We start from the raw sequence: 14,246 nt of genomic DNA on the forward strand, positions 1-14,246 counted from the left end.
ATCGCGTTAGCCCTTAAAGCGAAGGGCTGGGGTCAGACCCGGCGGGTCTGACCCCGGTTTTACAAGCCAGCTATTCGTAGCGCAGCGCCTCGGCCGGCTTGACACGCGCGGCGCGCCAGCTCGGGTAGATGGTCGCCATCAGCGCCAGGCCAAAGGCGATCAGGCCGATCTGCGCCACGTCCAGCCAATGCACGTCGGACGGCACGGCGCTGATCTGGTAGATTTCCTTCGAGATGAAGTGCAGGCCGAAGATGCCTTCGATGAAAGGCACGATGACGCCCACGTTCAGCGCCAGCACGACGCCGCCGATCACGCCCAAAGCACTCCCCAGCAAGCCGACCAGCGCGCCCTGGATCATGAAAATCTTCATGATGGAGAATGGCGAGGCGCCCAGGGTGCGCAAAATCGCGATGTCGGCCTGCTTGTCGGTGACCGACATCACCAGGGTCGAGACGAGGTTGAACGCGGCCACGGCGATGATCATGCTGAGGATGATGAACATCATGTTCTTCTGGCTTTGCACCAGCGCATACCAGCTGGCACTGGCGCGCGACCAGTCGCGCATCCACAGCTGGCCCGGCATCGACGCCTTGAGTTCGCGGGCCACTTGCGGCGCCTTGTTCATGTCATGCAAACGCAAACGCAGGCCGGACGGGCCGTCGAGCTGCAGCAGCTGTTCGGCGTCCTGCATGTTGACGAAGGCCAGGCTGCCATCGAGTTCATTGTGGCCCGCCTCGAAGATGCCGGCCACCTTGAGCGCGCGCATGCGCGGCATGACGATGCCGTTGGCCGGATCACCCGCCCTCGGCTCGCGTTCCAGCATCAGGGTGACGTTCTGCCCCACTTTCACGTCGAGCGCCTTGGCCAGGTCGATGCCCAGCACGATGTTGTACGAGCCTGGCGTGAGATCCTTGAAACTGCCGTGCTTCATCTGGCTCGCCACGCTGGAGACGGTGGCTTCCTGTTGCGGCAGCACGCCGCGCACGACGGACGGGCGCATGGTTTCGTCGTTGAGCAGCATGCCCTGGGTTTCCACGAACGGCGACACGGCCTTGACTTGCGGGTTGGCGTAGGCGGCGCGCTCCTGCGCCTGCCAGTTCGGCATGGAGCCGCTGGTATCGAACACCTCGACGTGGGCCAGCACCGACATGAGCCGGTCCGTGACTTCCTTCTGGAAGCCGTTCATGACGGACAGCACGACGATCAGGGCGGCCACGCCCAGGCCGATGCCGGCCACGGAAATGAGGGAGATGAAGGAAATGAAGCTGTTGCGGCCACTGCGTTTCCCGGCGCGCGTATAGCGCACGCCGACCTGCCACTCGAAGGGAAATTGTTTGATGATGCTCATGCGCTCCCGCGACAACGATGATATGCGAGCGCGCAGTGTGCCACACAATGGGCATTTCATGCATCAAGTCTGCGTGATCCATGTGTGAAACCGCGCACGCCTGCCCTATTTTTCCTCCTGCGCCAGGCCGAACGCGGCCAGCAACCGCCCTGCCAGCGCATATTGCCGCATCTGCGCCAGGGTCAGACGGTGCAGCTGGTCGCTGCGCCGCTGCTGTATCGTGAAGTAGCTGTCGCGCGTCTGGATGACTTGCTGCAGGTTGCGCCGGCCCGCTTCGTACTGGATGGTCCCGCCGCGCACGACGAAGGCCATCTTCTTTTCCTGTTCGTCGAGCAGGGCCAGGGTGCGCTGCGCATTGGCGATGCGCGGCAGCGTGCTGGCCAGGTCGGCGCGCGTGCCCTGCTCGGCGCGCGCCACGTCCGCCTCGGCCGCCTGGGCGCGGCTGATGCTCTCGTCGCGCTGCGCCAGGCTGCCCCCGCCCAGCGGGAATTCCCAGGAAACGCCCACCGACCAGCCCCGCTGCTGGATGGTCGATGGCGGCGGCGTGGTCTTGTTATTCAGCAGATGGCTGACATTCAGGTCGATTTTGGGGGCCAGGGTGGCCGCCACGCCACGCACGCGCAGCTGGGCCGCCGCCGCCCGCTCGCGCGCGGCGCGCAACTGCGTCTGCTGCGTGTCGGCGTTTTCCAAAGCCTGCGCCGGCAGCGGCGCAAACGCGAAATCGGCAAACTGTGCCACCGGCTCGAAGGCCAGCGCTTCGAGCTTGATGCGCGCCGCCTGCTGGTCCGTGAGCAAGCCGTCGTGCACCAGTTCCGCGTCCAGCTGCGAGCTTTGCGCCAGTTCACGGTCCACTTCCGACGCTTTGCCCAGCTCCGCCTGGCGCGTCACCTGCCGCACCAGCTGCGTCACGTCGCGCAGGCGTTCCTGCGATTGCTGCAGGCTGCGCTCCAGGCGCTGCATGTCGAAATACGCTTCGGCCAGCTTTTCCGCGCTGTCCGCGCGCGCGCGCTCCACGTCGAAGGCGGCGCCCGCCATGTCGCGCTCGGCCGCATCGAGTTCGGCGCGGTCGGCGCCGCCGTTGTACACATTCCAGCGCACGCTCGCCTCCACCTGATGCGTGCGGCGTTCGACGTCCAGGGTGCCGTCGAGGTCATTGCTGCGCCCCCGCGTGGCCTGCAGCGCCGCCGTCGGGAACAAACGCGAGCGGGCCTGCTTGTAGCGCGCCTCGGTGGTGGCCAGCGCCGCCTGCGCCGCCACCACCTGCGGATCGCGCGGCACGGCGCGCGCCAGCAAGGCGGGCAAGCCGCGTACGGACTGCGCCTGGAAAGCGGCCGGTGGCGTGGACTGGGCCGTTTGGGCCTCCGCGTTGGCGCAGGCGAATGCCATGCAAAGTAATAAAGTGCGCATCACCGCTCCTGCAGGGAAGACTGCAAGCCGCGCAGCACGGGCTTGAACACATATTGCAGCACCGAGCGACGCCCCGTCAGGATGCCCACGTCGACGGGCATGCCGGGCGTAATCGGCAGCACCTTGCCGTGCGCCGTCAACTGGCTGCGGTCGGTACTCAGCTGCACCTCGAAATAAGGCTCGTTGCGTTCATCGGGAATCGCATCGGCACCCACGCGCACCACCTGCGCCTGCATGCGTCCATAGGTGGTGGCGTCATACGCCAGCACATTGGCCGAGGCGCGCTGCCCTACATGGATAAAACCGATGTCCGACGGCTTGACGCGCACGGAGATCAGCATTTCCGAGTCGGCGGGCACGATTTCCAGAATAGGTTTGCCTGGCTGCGCCACGCCGCCGACGGTTGCCACCAGCACGCGGTTGACGACGCCGTCGACGGGCGCCGTCACGTCGCGCCGGCTGACCTGGTCCTGCTGGCCCTTGACCGTGCTGGCCAGGGCGCCGGCCTTGGTTTCATATTCGCTGCGCTGCGCGCCCCACTGGCCGCGCATGCGCGCTTCCACTTCGCCAGCCTGCGCCTGCGCCTCGGCCAGGGTGGCCGTCAGGCGCGGCACGGAGGCGCGCAGGCCGTCGAGTTCCGTGCGCTGCTGCTGTACGCGCTGCTGGGCATTCAGGTAGTCGCCGCGCGAACCGGCGCCCTCCTTGAACAGCCGCTCTTCGATCGACAGGCTTTCCAGCGCGATTCTCAAGCCCGTGTCGAGTTGGGCGATGCGGCTGTGCGCCTCGGCCAGCTCGCCGCGCCGGCGCGTCACGCCTTCGCGCGCGGCCGCCGTGGCCGACGCGAATTCGCGCTGGCCATCGCGCCACAACTGCGTTTCCTTGGCGATCAGATCGGGCGCCTCCTGCTGCCATTCCGGCGCAAACTGGGGCGTGCCACCGGACAGCAGCGCGTCGAGGCGCGCCCTGCCCGCCAGCGCGGCCAGGCGGTTTTGCACGCTGGCGCCCAGGTTGGCTTCGTACTGGGCCGTGTCCAGGCGCAGCAGCAAGTCGCCGCGGCGCACGCGCTGGCCCGGTTTCACCAGCATTTCACGCACGATGCCCCCTTCCAGGCTTTGCACTTCCTGCAGGTGCGACGGCGGCGTGATGGCGCCACGGCCATTCACGGACACGTCGAGCTGGGCGAAGGTGGCCCAGGCCAGCACCAGCACCAGCAATACGGCGATCAGCGCCAGCATGCGCAGGACGATGCGCTGCGGTTCGCGTTCCGGGTCCGGGTGGGCCGCCGGCAGCGGGCGGGCATTCAGGGCGCTCATGCCGCCACTCCCTGTTCCGCCGCAGGCCTGGCCGCCTGGTTATTGAGCACGCGCATGACCTCATCGCGCGGGCCATCGGCCACGATGCGCCCCTTGTCGAAGACGATCAGGCGGTCCACCAGCGCCAGCATGGCCATGCGGTGGGTGACCAGCACGATGGTCGTGTCTTTCAAGGTACGCAGCCGGGAGATCAAGCGCTGCTCGGTGGCCGGGTCGAACATGCTGCTCGGCTCATCGAGCAGCAGCATGCTCGGTTTCGCGAGCAAGGCGCGGGCCATGGCCACGGCTTGCCGCTGGCCGCCGGACAGGCGTTCGCCCCGCTCGCCCACTTCCGTCGCCACGCCGTTGGGCAGCTGGGTAATGATGTCGTCGAGGCAGGCCAGGCGGATGGCGTCGAGCAGGCACGCGTCGTCAGGCTGGCTGCGTCCCAGTTCGATGTTCTCGCGCAGGGTGCCGTGGAACAGCGTCACGTCCTGCGGCACGTAGCCGATCTGGCGGCGCAGGCTCAAAGGCTCCAACTGGGTGCTCGCCAGGTCGTCGAACAGCACGCTGCCGCTTTGCGGGCCGTACTGGTTCAGCAGCAGGCGCAGCAAGGTGCTCTTGCCGGAACCGAGCTTGCCGATCACGCCGACCCGTTCGCCGGGGCGGATATGCAGATTAAGTTTATCGAGCAGCGGCGGCGAATTCGGGTAGGCAAAGCCCACGTCGCGAAATTCGATGCGACCGGACAGGGGCGGCGCCTGCAGGCTGGCCGCGTCGTCATCGGTCGGCGCTTCCATGATTTTATTGAGGGCGTGGTAGGACAATTTGGTCTGCTCCCAGCGCATGATCAGGCCCGCGATCTGGCTCACGGGCGCGAGGGCGCGGCCCGTCAGCATGCTCACGGCGATGATCTGGCCCAGGGTCAGCAGGTGCTCGCCCATCAGCAAGGCGCCCGTGGCCACTACGGCCACGCCGGACAGGGCCAGCACGGCCGTGTTGATGTAATTGACGCGGCTGACGATTTCGCGCGTCTCGACGCTGTTGGCGGCGATGGCCACCGTCAGGCTTTCCCACTTGCGCCGGCTCCACGCTTCGGCGCCCAGCGCCTTGATGGTGTCGAGGCCATTCATGGTTTCAAACAGGTGCGCCGTGCGCTGCGCGCTTTCCTGCATCGAGGCGGCCACGTGGCGCGCCAGGGCCGCGCGCGAGGCAAAGGCCACCAGCAGCAAAATCGGGATGACGGCCAGCGGCACGAGCACGAGCCAGCCGCCGACCAGGGCGATCACCAGCAGGAACAGCAGCAAAAACGGCAAGTCGCCCAGGGTCGTCAGGGTGGTCGAGGCAAAGAATTCGCGCACGGATTCGAAATCGCGCACGGTATTGGCCAGGGTGCCGCCGGAAGCGGGCCGGCTGGCCGCGCGCAGGCGCAAGCACTGGGCAAAGATGTTCGACGACAGCGCCACGTCCATGCGGCGCGACGCCGTTTCCACCAGTTCACCGCGCAACAGGCGCAGGGCCAGCTCGAAGCCCGTCAGCACCACGACGGCGATCGTCAGCACCCACAGGCTGGAAGTGGCATTGTTCGGAATCACGCGGTCATACACGGCCATCGCATAGAACGGCACCAGCGCGCCGATGACGTTCAGCACCAGGGTGCCCAGCAGGGCCCAGCGGAAGACCCAGCGGTTGCGGTTGAAGACATCCCAGAACCAGCGCCCCGCCACCGGCATGCTGTAGAGCAAGCTGCGCTGGTCGAAAAACAGTACGGGCCGCACGGCCACCCAGCGTGCGTCGGGCACTTCCTGCGCCAGCGCGGCCGCGTCCAGCCAGGCACTGCCTTCGATGCCGGGCACGTGGCATTCATATTTGCCATCTGCAATAGACAGTATCACCAGCGCCTGCCCTTCCCCGTTCAGCAGCAAGGCCGGCATTTCCGTGGGGCGACGCGGCGTGCCTGCCGGCAACGCGGTGCCGGCCAGGGTGGCTTGCGCCAGCGCCTGGTCGAGGAACTCGGCGGCGGCCGGGCTGGCCTGGGCCGCCACGCTGGCGCGCAGGCGTTCGGCCTGCACGGCCACGCCGAAAAAGCGCGCCAGGAAGACGATGGCCTCGGCGAGCGCATGGGTAGACATGCCGGCGGAAGCGGTGGAAGTGTCGGGGGGTGGGGTCATGATGGATTCACAATAAAACGCTGCGGCGCGCCGGTCGGGCGCGCCGCAGCGGGAACGCTATCGCTTGCGCGATGAGCGATGATTAATTCAGCGCGGAAGCGCCCTTGCGGCGGCGCGCCATGAAGCCCAGCAGGCCCAGGCCCGCGACCAGCATGGCCCACGTTTGCGCTTCCGGCACTGGCGACACGGCCAGCAGGGTTTGCGAAGCCGGGTTGACGCTGCTCAAGCTCGTGTAGCTGTACAGGTTCTGGATGGCGCCATTGCCCGTTGCCACGCCCAGCATGGTGTTGGCCTGGCTGACGACGGCATTGCTCAGGCTTTTGAAACGCAGGTCGCCCGTCAGCAGGTTCGTGTTGTCGTTATTCAATTCCCACAGGGCCAGCTGGAAGGCGGCGGCGCTGTTGGCACTGGTCGACACGTTCGCGACGGACGAGGCGTAATAGCCTTCATACAAGCGCTTGACGGCATCGCTGGCGGCGAAGACGCCGCTGCTGTAGCTGTTCGAATTGTTGCTCAGTGCGACATGGGGATCGAGGCAAAACGCCAGGAAGGTGTTGCTGTCGTACTTGACTTCCCACAAGGTCGGCGAGATGGCGCTGCCCGAGCCGAAGGCGCCGCCGGCAGCCGTAAACAGGCTGACGCTGTGCGAATCGACGACTTGCAGGTTGGAGGCGGCCAGGGCGCTGCCGCTGGCAAGGGCGAACGTGGCTGCGGCGATGGCGCCGCGAACGAACAGGTGCATGGATTGTTTCATCGTGGTTTCCCTATTTCTATTATCAAGTGTGCAAAAAAAAGCATGGAAAGCACCGGCGCCCCGTGACGGGCGCGCCGGTGCGGCATTGCCGGGCAGGATTACGGGCCGGCAAGGGACATCAGGCAGCCATTTCCTGGGGCTGGGTATTTGCGTGGGCCATGGCGCGGCGCAAGAGGTCGGCCATCTCGCACTGGGCCTGGGCTTCGGCAGCCGGGGCGACGATGGCAGCCTGAGCGGCAGCGACCGTGTTGACCGCGCCATCCTGGCCCAGCACCACGTCGAGCGTGCTGTCGTCGCGCAGCAGGTCGGCCATGCTCGGCAAGGCCACGCCGGCGGCGGCCGCATCCTTGGCGTCGACGTTGAAATACACGTCCGTCATGTCGACCGACTTGCCGTCGGCCAAGGTGGCGCTGCTGCGCTCGAGGTGCAAATTGCTGTTGGCGTCGAGGAACGGCAGTTCCGTGTAGCTGACCGTCAGACTGGCCACGCCGGCGTCGTGCAGCGACATCAATTCGCCGTCGTCCGTCACGCCGTTGCTGTTGGCGTCGCGCCAGATGCGCAATTCCGCAAACTTGTCATCGTGCGCATCGACCACGCCGTCGCCGTTCGAGTCATAGCTGGACAGCTTGGCAAAGCCCGTGCCCTTTTCGTTGCCGCCGAACAGTTCCGAGATATTGTCGATCTTGCCATTGCCATTGCTGTCGATGGCCAGCAAGCCATCCTGGGCCGAGACCCAGCCTGTCTGGATGGCGTTGCCCGTGCCCAGCAAGTCGAAGCTGCCGTGGAAGTCGGCGCGGGCAATCGTGTGCACGCCGTCACCGTTGAGGTCGATGACGATGGGCGTGATGGCCGCATCCCAGCTCATGTCGTTCTGGCCCGACGCCAGTTTCAGGATGTCCGTGTAGACCACGTTGCCCGTCGTGCCATTGCTGTTGACGTCCGAATCGATGTTGTCGTTGGCACCCACGTTCTTCGCGCCCCACTTCCACGTATCCATGGCGTAGCCCGCGTGATACACGCCCGACTTGTCGAACTTGAGCGAATAGCTGCCCGGATCGAGGTTGCTGAACAGATAGTTGCCGTAGGCATTCGTGTAAGTGGTGGCCAGCAGCACGCCGCTGCCCGAGTACAGTTGCACCTTGATGTTGGCGATGCCCGCCTCGTTGTAGTCCTGCACGCCGTCATGGTCGGCGTCGCGCCACACCTTGTCGCCCAGGCTGGCCTTGCGGTAAATGCCCGCATCCCAGCTCATGTCGTTCTGGCCCGCGGCCAGGTTGATCAGGCCCGAGCGCCCCGTGCTGACATCGACGTCGGAATCGGCCGTGTCAACGCCCACATTGGCCTTGGTGTAGTAAAAGCCCGATGGACGGATGACTTCCACCTTGTAGCTGCCGGCCGCCAGTTCGCTGAACAGGTAATTGCCGCTGGCGTTCGTCGTCGTCGTGGCGATGACCTGGTTGTACGCATTGAGCAGGTTGACTTTCACGCCTGCCACGCCCAGTTCACCCGCCTCCTGCACGCCGTTGTAGTTCTTGTCTTCCCACACGCGGTCGCCGATGGAGGCCGTGTTGAGTTTCACCAGGCCCGCATCCCAGTCCAGCTGGGTTTCGCCCGACTTCAAGGTAGCCCACGTGGTGGTAAAACCGGTGGCCGGATTGACATCCGAATCGGTGGCGTATCCGCCGATGTCGGCCTTCGTGAAGCCATAGCCGGCAGGCGGCACGAAGCCCAGGTAGTAATTGCCTGGCACCAGGTTGCTGAACAGATAATTGCCGCTGGCATCCGTGGTGGCGCTGGCCACGACGGCGCCTTGCTCGTTGTACAGGTTGACTTTCACGCCACCCACGCCCGCCTCGCCCGCATCCTGCGTACCGTTGCCGTTCGCATCGAACCACACGCGGTCGCCGATGGACGCCGTCTTGTACAGGCCGGCATCGAGATCCCTGTAGTTCTGGCCGGCAGCCACCGTCACCTGGCCGCTGTTGCCCAGCGTATTGATGTCGCTGTCGAGCGCATCGTTGCCGCCCGCATCCTTGACCGTCGTCAGATAGCCGGCTGGCGCGACGACGGCGATGGAATAGGTGCCGGGATCGACGCTGAAGTTGTAATAGCCGGTGGCGTCCGTCACGGTCGAACCGATCACGCTGCCGGCCGCGTTCTTCAGCTGCACGGTGACGCCGACTATGCCGGACTCGCCCGCATCCTGCACGCCATTCATGTTGCTGTCATGCCAGACCCGGTCGCCCAGGGTCGCTGGCAAGGCGACGATGCCGGCATCCACGCTGTGGTTGCTGTCGCCCGAGGCCAGCAGCACTTGCGCCGTGCGGCCGTCGGCATTGGCGTCCGAGTCGCGCTGGTCGTCGCCGCCCTGGTCCTGGCCCGTGAAGGCGTAGCCGGATGGCAAGGTGGTTTTGTCGAACTGCACGCTGTAAGCGCCTGGTTTCAGGTTCGTGAACAGATAGTTGCCATTTGCGTCCGTGATGAGCGGGCTGCCGACGGCATTGCCCGACGCATCGAGCAAGGTCACTTTCACGCCTGCGGCGCCTGCTTCACCCGCGTCCTGCACGCCATTCTTGTTCGTGTCGAACCAGACGCGGTCGCCCAGCTCGGCCGTGCGGTACAGGCCCGCATCGAGGGTCAAATTGGTCTCGCCCGGCGCCAGGGTCACGGGCGCCATCTTGCCGGCCGCATCGATATTGCTGTCCTTGGCCGTGTCGCCGCCCTGGTTCGCTGCCGTCGGCACGTAGCCGGCGGGTGCCACCACGGTCACCGAATAGGTACCGGGATTGACGTCGAAGTGGTAGCCGCCGCTGGCGTCCGTCGTGGTGGAAGCGACCACATTGCCGGCCGTATCCTTCAATTGCACGACGACATTGGCGATGCCCGCCTCGCCCGCGTCCTGCACGCCGTTGGCGTTCTTGTCTTCCCACACGAAATCGCCCAGGTGGGCCATCGGCACCTTGAAGGTCAGGTAATGGGGCGCCAGGCTCAGGTCTTGCGCATTGCAGCCAGCCGTGCCGCCATCGTCGCGCACCTTGAAACCGAGGTCGAAGTCGCCGGCCACGGTCTGGCTCGGCACGAAGACCAGGTGGCCCGCGCGGATATCGTCGATCGAGACTTCCGTGCCCACCGCCACGGCCACGCCATTCAACAAGACCTGGCCTGCCGTGGTGGTATTGGTGATGACGATGGACTTGAAGCCGTCGTGCTCGACGTCGTCGTGGAAGCCGAAATCGCTTTCGCTCAGCACGACGCTGGAACCGTCGACCAGGGTGAAGGTCTTGTCGGCCGCATCGGGCGCGTCATTGACGGGGTCGATGATGACTTGCAGGCTCAGCTGGACGATATCGCCATTGCCCTTGTCGATCGTCACCTGGATGGTCGAGAAGCTGCCATTGTAGTTGGCTGCCCAGTCGCCGGGACGCACGTACACGGTGTCCGCGTCGAGCATGCCGAACAGCGGCGTATTGACGGTCGATTCGGTATCGTCCGGCAATAAAACCGTGAAATTCTTGATATTCAGTTCGCCTTGCACCGAGTAGCCGGCCTGGATCAGCAGGTCGCGGATGTCGAAATTCTTGTTGATGTCTTCGCAGACGTGGACCGTGGTCGACAGGTTGTAGGTAGTCATGCGGCCTCCTGACGGCATGCAACGACGGCAGCAGGAGCGGAAATACGGGGGGCCAGGGCGCGATCAGCCTGGCCGCGCAAAGCGGCGAATGTATACATAGGTGGGCTTCCAAGAAGAGACTTGTTTAAAAAATGAAGCCGGCAGATCTTGTATACAGTTTCGAGGGACACAGGAGCCAGACGACGCAACCACGCAGCAGGGGGTGATTGTATTTCTGATATTTAAGTTGTCGCAATTATATCCAGTATCTTTTCAAAAGCAAATTAATTTCCATCAATATCGATAAAATTTTTATAATTTTTGTGCATTTCCAGCGCCGACGGTGTTGCCATAGCAGGCTCGAAAACAGATGCGCCTTTTCGGCCCGCACCACAATCGCCTACAATCTCGGGATGAATCAACTTACCCTTGTCTTGCCCTTCGCCTTGCCCAATGCCGAACTGGCTGCCGACCTGCTCAAGGTCTTGCAGGCGCCCGCGCTGGCGGCGCTGCTGTCGCGCACCTCCACTTGCAATTTAGAAACCTTTGACAACGCCAACCGCCTGCTGCCGCACGAAGCGTGGCTGGCGCACGCCTTGGCCCTGTCGCCCGCGCCCAACGGCGAAGCGGCACAGGCCGCCTTTGCCGCCCAGGCCATGCGCGGCTACGGCCTCGTGCCGGAACCGGGCGCGCGCTACTTCGTTCTGCATCCGGCCCACCTGGCCATCGCCCGCAGCCATATCAGCCTGGAAGACTTGCGCCAGCTCAAGCTGAGCGAGGCCGACGGCCGCACCCTGTTCGACACGGCGCGCCCGTATTTCGACGAGATCGGCCAGCCCCTGGCGTATGGCGACGCGGGCACCTGGTTCATGCGCGCCGACGCCTGGTCCGACTTGCAGTGCGCCACGCCGGACGCAGCCACCACGCAAGACCTGTCCGTGTGGATGCCGGAAGGCGAGCATGCGCGCGCGGCGCGCCGCCTGCAAAATGAAGTGCAGATGCTGTGGCATGAGCATCCCGTCAATGCGGCGCGCGAGGAGCGGGGCTTGAAAGCCATCAATTCATTCTGGATCTGGGGCGGGAGCGTGGCCACGGCGGCACATGCGCCTGCGCGCTGCGCCGCCAGCCTGCATACGCAGGACGCACCGGGCTGGCTGGCCGCGCTGGCGGAACCGGCGCAGCGCGATGCCAGTCCAAACAGTGTGCTGGCGGACCAATCCGAGGCGATCGTCGTGCTGGGCGGCCTGACCGAAGCGGCGCAAGCCCAGGAATGGGGCATGTGGCTGCAGCAGTTGCAAGCGCTGGAAGCGGACTGGTTCGCGCCGCTGCTGGCGGCATTGAAGGATGGCCGCCTGGGCCAGTTGCGCCTGGTGCTGAGCCACCGCGACGCCTGGCTCGATTGCACCACCAGCAAGCACGCGCAGCGCAAATTCTGGCGCGCGATTACCCTGAACAAGTTGAAAGCATCATGACCCGTACCCGCATCGCCACCCGTCCCTGCCCCTACCGCGAATCCGAATTGCTGCGCCAGGGCGGCATCCATCCCGTGCTGGCCCGCTTGTACGCGTCGCGCGGCCTGTCCGACGCGAAAGAACTCTCGATCGAGCCGAAAGACTTGATACCGCCATCCGGCTTGCTGCACATCGGCGCGGCCGGTGTCTTCCTGGCCGACGCGATTGCCGCCAAGAAGCGCATGGTCATCGTGGCCGACTACGATTGCGACGGCGCCACCGCATGCGCCGTCGCCATCCGCGGCTTGCGCGCCATGGGCGCCGACGTCGATTTCATCGTGCCCAACCGTTTTGAATACGGCTATGGCCTGACGCCGGAAATCGTCGAACTGACGGCCCGCGAAAAGTCGCCCGACATCATCATCACCGTCGACAACGGCATCGCCAGCATCGACGGCGTGGCCGAAGCGAACCGGCGCGGCATCCAGGTGGTCGTCACCGACCACCATTTGCCGGCCGACACCCTGCCCGACGCGGCCGTCATCGTCAATCCGAACCAGCCCGCCTGCGGTTTCCCCAGTAAACATCTGGCGGGCGTGGGCGTCGTGTTCTACGTCTTGCTGGCCCTGCGCGCGGAAATGCGCCGGCGCGGCCTCTTTGATGCGCAAACGCAACCCAAGCTCGACAACCTGCTCGACCTGGTGGCGCTGGGCACGGTGGCCGACGTCGTGCGTCTCGATACGAACAACCGCATCCTCGTCGCGCAAGGCCTCAAACGCATGCGCAAGGGCAATATGCACGCGGGCGTGGCCGCCTTGTTCCGCGTGGCGGGCCGCGAAGCGCGCAGCGCCACGCCGTTCGACCTGGGCTTTGCCCTGGGACCGCGCCTGAACGCGGCCGGCCGCCTGCAAGACATGTCGCTGGGCATCGAATGCCTGGTCACGGACGACGAAGGCCGCGCCTGGGCGCTGGCGCAGCAGTTGAACGACATCAATTTGAAGCGCCGCGAAATCGAGGCGGAAATGCAGGATACGGCCCTGCTGCACCTCGATACGTTCGAGCCAGCCAACAGCAGCACCATCAGCGTCTTCGATGAATCGTGGCACCAGGGCGTGATCGGCATCGTGGCCTCGCGCCTGAAGGAAAAGTTTTATCGCCCGACCATCACGTTCGCACCGGGCGCGGACGGCTGGATAAAGGGCTCCGGACGCTCGATTCCCGGCTTCCACTTGCGCGACGCGCTCGATCTCGTGTCGAAACGGGCGCCGAGCCTGATCGACAAGTTCGGCGGCCACGCCATGGCGGCGGGCTTGACCATCCGCGCCGACGCTTTCGACGCCTTTTCCAAAGCCTTCGAAGCAGTTGGCCAGGCCTGGCTCAGCCAGCAGCAGCTGGAACGGGTGGTGGAAACGGACGGCCCGCTGGAAGACGCCTACTACACGACGGCCTTCATCGAGCTGATGGATGGGCAAGTGTGGGGCCAGGGCTTCGCCCCGCCCGTCTTCTGCGACGAATTCCGCGTCGTCAGCCAGCGCATCCTCAAAGAGCGCCATTTGAAACTGCTGCTGGAAAAGAACGGCGTGCGTTTCGACGCCATCTGGTTCGGGCATACGGACGCCCTGGGCGAACGCACGCGCGTGGCATTCCGGCTCGATGCGAATGAATACAATGGCACGACGAAAGTACAACTCATGGTGGAGCACGCCGAACCTGTGTGATGGCACCGGCCCAAACCTATTTATCGCCTTCCCGACACCTCCCAATCCATGCTGACCGGCCTGAACCACCTCACCCTGTCCGTGCACAACCTGACGCGCAGCGTCGTCTTTTACCGCGACACCCTGGGCCTGCGCCTGCATGCGCGCTGGGACCGGGGCGCGTATCTGTCGGCCGGGGACTTGTGGCTATGCCTGTCGCTGGACGGACAAGACACGCCTGTGCTGGCCAGTTCCGCCTATACGCATTACGCGTTTTCCATCGCGCCCGCCGACTTCGCCCCGTTTGCCGCCCGCCTGCGCGCCGCCGGCGTGCCCGAATGGCAGCAAAACCGCAGCGCCGGCGATTCCCTGTATTTCCTCGATCCGGACGGCCACCGGCTGGAAGCCCATGCGGGCAGCCTGGCGCAGCGGCTGGCAGCCTGCCGCGCGGCGCCCTATGCCGGCATGCAATTCTTTGACGATTAAGGTGCTGGCGCGCACATTTGGAAGAGGACA

9 protein-coding genes are annotated in these 14,246 nt (G+C 65.1%); 3 read left to right on the top strand and 6 right to left on the bottom strand.

Features of this window, described 5'->3' with window-relative positions:
• Positions 1 to 70: 70 nt before the first annotated feature.
• From VM94_RS08120 to VM94_RS27185, 6 genes are all read right to left on the bottom strand, one after another.
• Positions 71 to 1,348 carry a lipoprotein-releasing ABC transporter permease subunit gene (locus tag VM94_RS08120; RefSeq protein WP_046682976.1) on the bottom strand — a complete coding sequence of 426 codons (1,278 nt, stop codon included), beginning with the start codon at positions 1,346 to 1,348 and terminating at the stop codon, positions 71 to 73.
• 105 nt (positions 1,349 to 1,453) lie between these two features.
• Positions 1,454 to 2,755, bottom strand: a complete 1,302-nt coding sequence (locus VM94_RS08125) for a TolC family protein (RefSeq protein WP_235432872.1) — start codon at positions 2,753 to 2,755, stop codon at positions 1,454 to 1,456.
• Positions 2,755 to 4,068 (bottom strand): HlyD family type I secretion periplasmic adaptor subunit, encoded by a 1,314-nt coding sequence (locus VM94_RS08130; protein ID WP_046682978.1) that lies wholly within the window; start codon positions 4,066 to 4,068, stop codon positions 2,755 to 2,757. The genes VM94_RS08125 and VM94_RS08130 overlap by 1 nt, the downstream gene beginning before the upstream one ends.
• Positions 4,065 to 6,218, bottom strand: coding sequence for a type I secretion system permease/ATPase (locus tag VM94_RS08135; protein ID WP_046682979.1), 2,154 nt, complete (start codon positions 6,216 to 6,218; stop codon positions 4,065 to 4,067). The genes VM94_RS08130 and VM94_RS08135 overlap by 4 nt, the downstream gene beginning before the upstream one ends.
• Positions 6,219 to 6,300: 82 nt before the next feature.
• On the bottom strand, positions 6,301 to 6,972 hold the full coding sequence (locus tag VM94_RS08140) for a PEP-CTERM sorting domain-containing protein (RefSeq protein WP_046682980.1): 672 nt from the start codon (positions 6,970 to 6,972) through the stop codon (positions 6,301 to 6,303).
• A 118-nt stretch (positions 6,973 to 7,090) separates the two neighbouring features.
• Entirely contained in the window at positions 7,091 to 10,603 is a 3,513-nt protein-coding gene (locus VM94_RS27185; protein ID WP_052755627.1) for an SdrD B-like domain-containing protein, read from the bottom strand.
• Positions 10,604 to 10,995: 392 nt separating this feature from the next.
• Here VM94_RS27185 and VM94_RS08150 point away from each other — a divergent pair, with 392 nt between their 5' ends.
• Genes VM94_RS08150 through fos form a run of 3 tightly spaced genes read left to right on the top strand, consistent with a single transcriptional unit; the run spans position 10,996 to position 14,216 of the window.
• Positions 10,996 to 12,054, top strand: a complete 1,059-nt coding sequence (locus tag VM94_RS08150) for a hypothetical protein (protein ID WP_046682981.1) — start codon at positions 10,996 to 10,998, stop codon at positions 12,052 to 12,054.
• Positions 12,051 to 13,751 (top strand): single-stranded-DNA-specific exonuclease RecJ, encoded by a 1,701-nt coding sequence (gene recJ / locus VM94_RS08155; protein WP_046682982.1) that lies wholly within the window; start codon positions 12,051 to 12,053, stop codon positions 13,749 to 13,751. Before VM94_RS08150 ends, recJ begins: the two co-directional genes overlap by 4 nt.
• Positions 13,752 to 13,799: 48 nt before the next feature.
• Positions 13,800 to 14,216 (top strand): fosfomycin resistance glutathione transferase, encoded by a 417-nt coding sequence (fos, locus tag VM94_RS08160; protein WP_046682983.1) that lies wholly within the window; start codon positions 13,800 to 13,802, stop codon positions 14,214 to 14,216.
• The last annotated feature ends 30 nt before the right edge of the window (positions 14,217 to 14,246 follow it).

Origin of the sequence: Janthinobacterium sp. KBS0711, assembly GCF_000988085.1 — a bacterium.
Taxonomy (GTDB): domain Bacteria; phylum Pseudomonadota; class Gammaproteobacteria; order Burkholderiales; family Burkholderiaceae_D; genus Janthinobacterium; species Janthinobacterium lividum_E.

Coding starts and splice junctions, on each gene's coding strand:
- VM94_RS08120 (WP_046682976.1), bottom strand. CDS start 1,348: ATGAGCATCATCAAACAATTTCCCTTCGAGTGGCAGGTCGGCGTGCGC.
- VM94_RS08125 (WP_235432872.1), bottom strand. CDS start 2,755: ATGCGCACTTTATTACTTTGCATGGCATTCGCCTGCGCCAACGCGGAG.
- VM94_RS08130 (WP_046682978.1), bottom strand. CDS start 4,068: ATGAGCGCCCTGAATGCCCGCCCGCTGCCGGCGGCCCACCCGGACCCG.
- VM94_RS08135 (WP_046682979.1), bottom strand. CDS start 6,218: ATGACCCCACCCCCCGACACTTCCACCGCTTCCGCCGGCATGTCTACC.
- VM94_RS08140 (WP_046682980.1), bottom strand. CDS start 6,972: ATGAAACAATCCATGCACCTGTTCGTTCGCGGCGCCATCGCCGCAGCC.
- VM94_RS27185 (WP_052755627.1), bottom strand. CDS start 10,603: ATGACTACCTACAACCTGTCGACCACGGTCCACGTCTGCGAAGACATC.
- VM94_RS08150 (WP_046682981.1), top strand. CDS start 10,996: ATGAATCAACTTACCCTTGTCTTGCCCTTCGCCTTGCCCAATGCCGAA.
- recJ (WP_046682982.1), top strand. CDS start 12,051: ATGACCCGTACCCGCATCGCCACCCGTCCCTGCCCCTACCGCGAATCC.
- fos (WP_046682983.1), top strand. CDS start 13,800: ATGCTGACCGGCCTGAACCACCTCACCCTGTCCGTGCACAACCTGACG.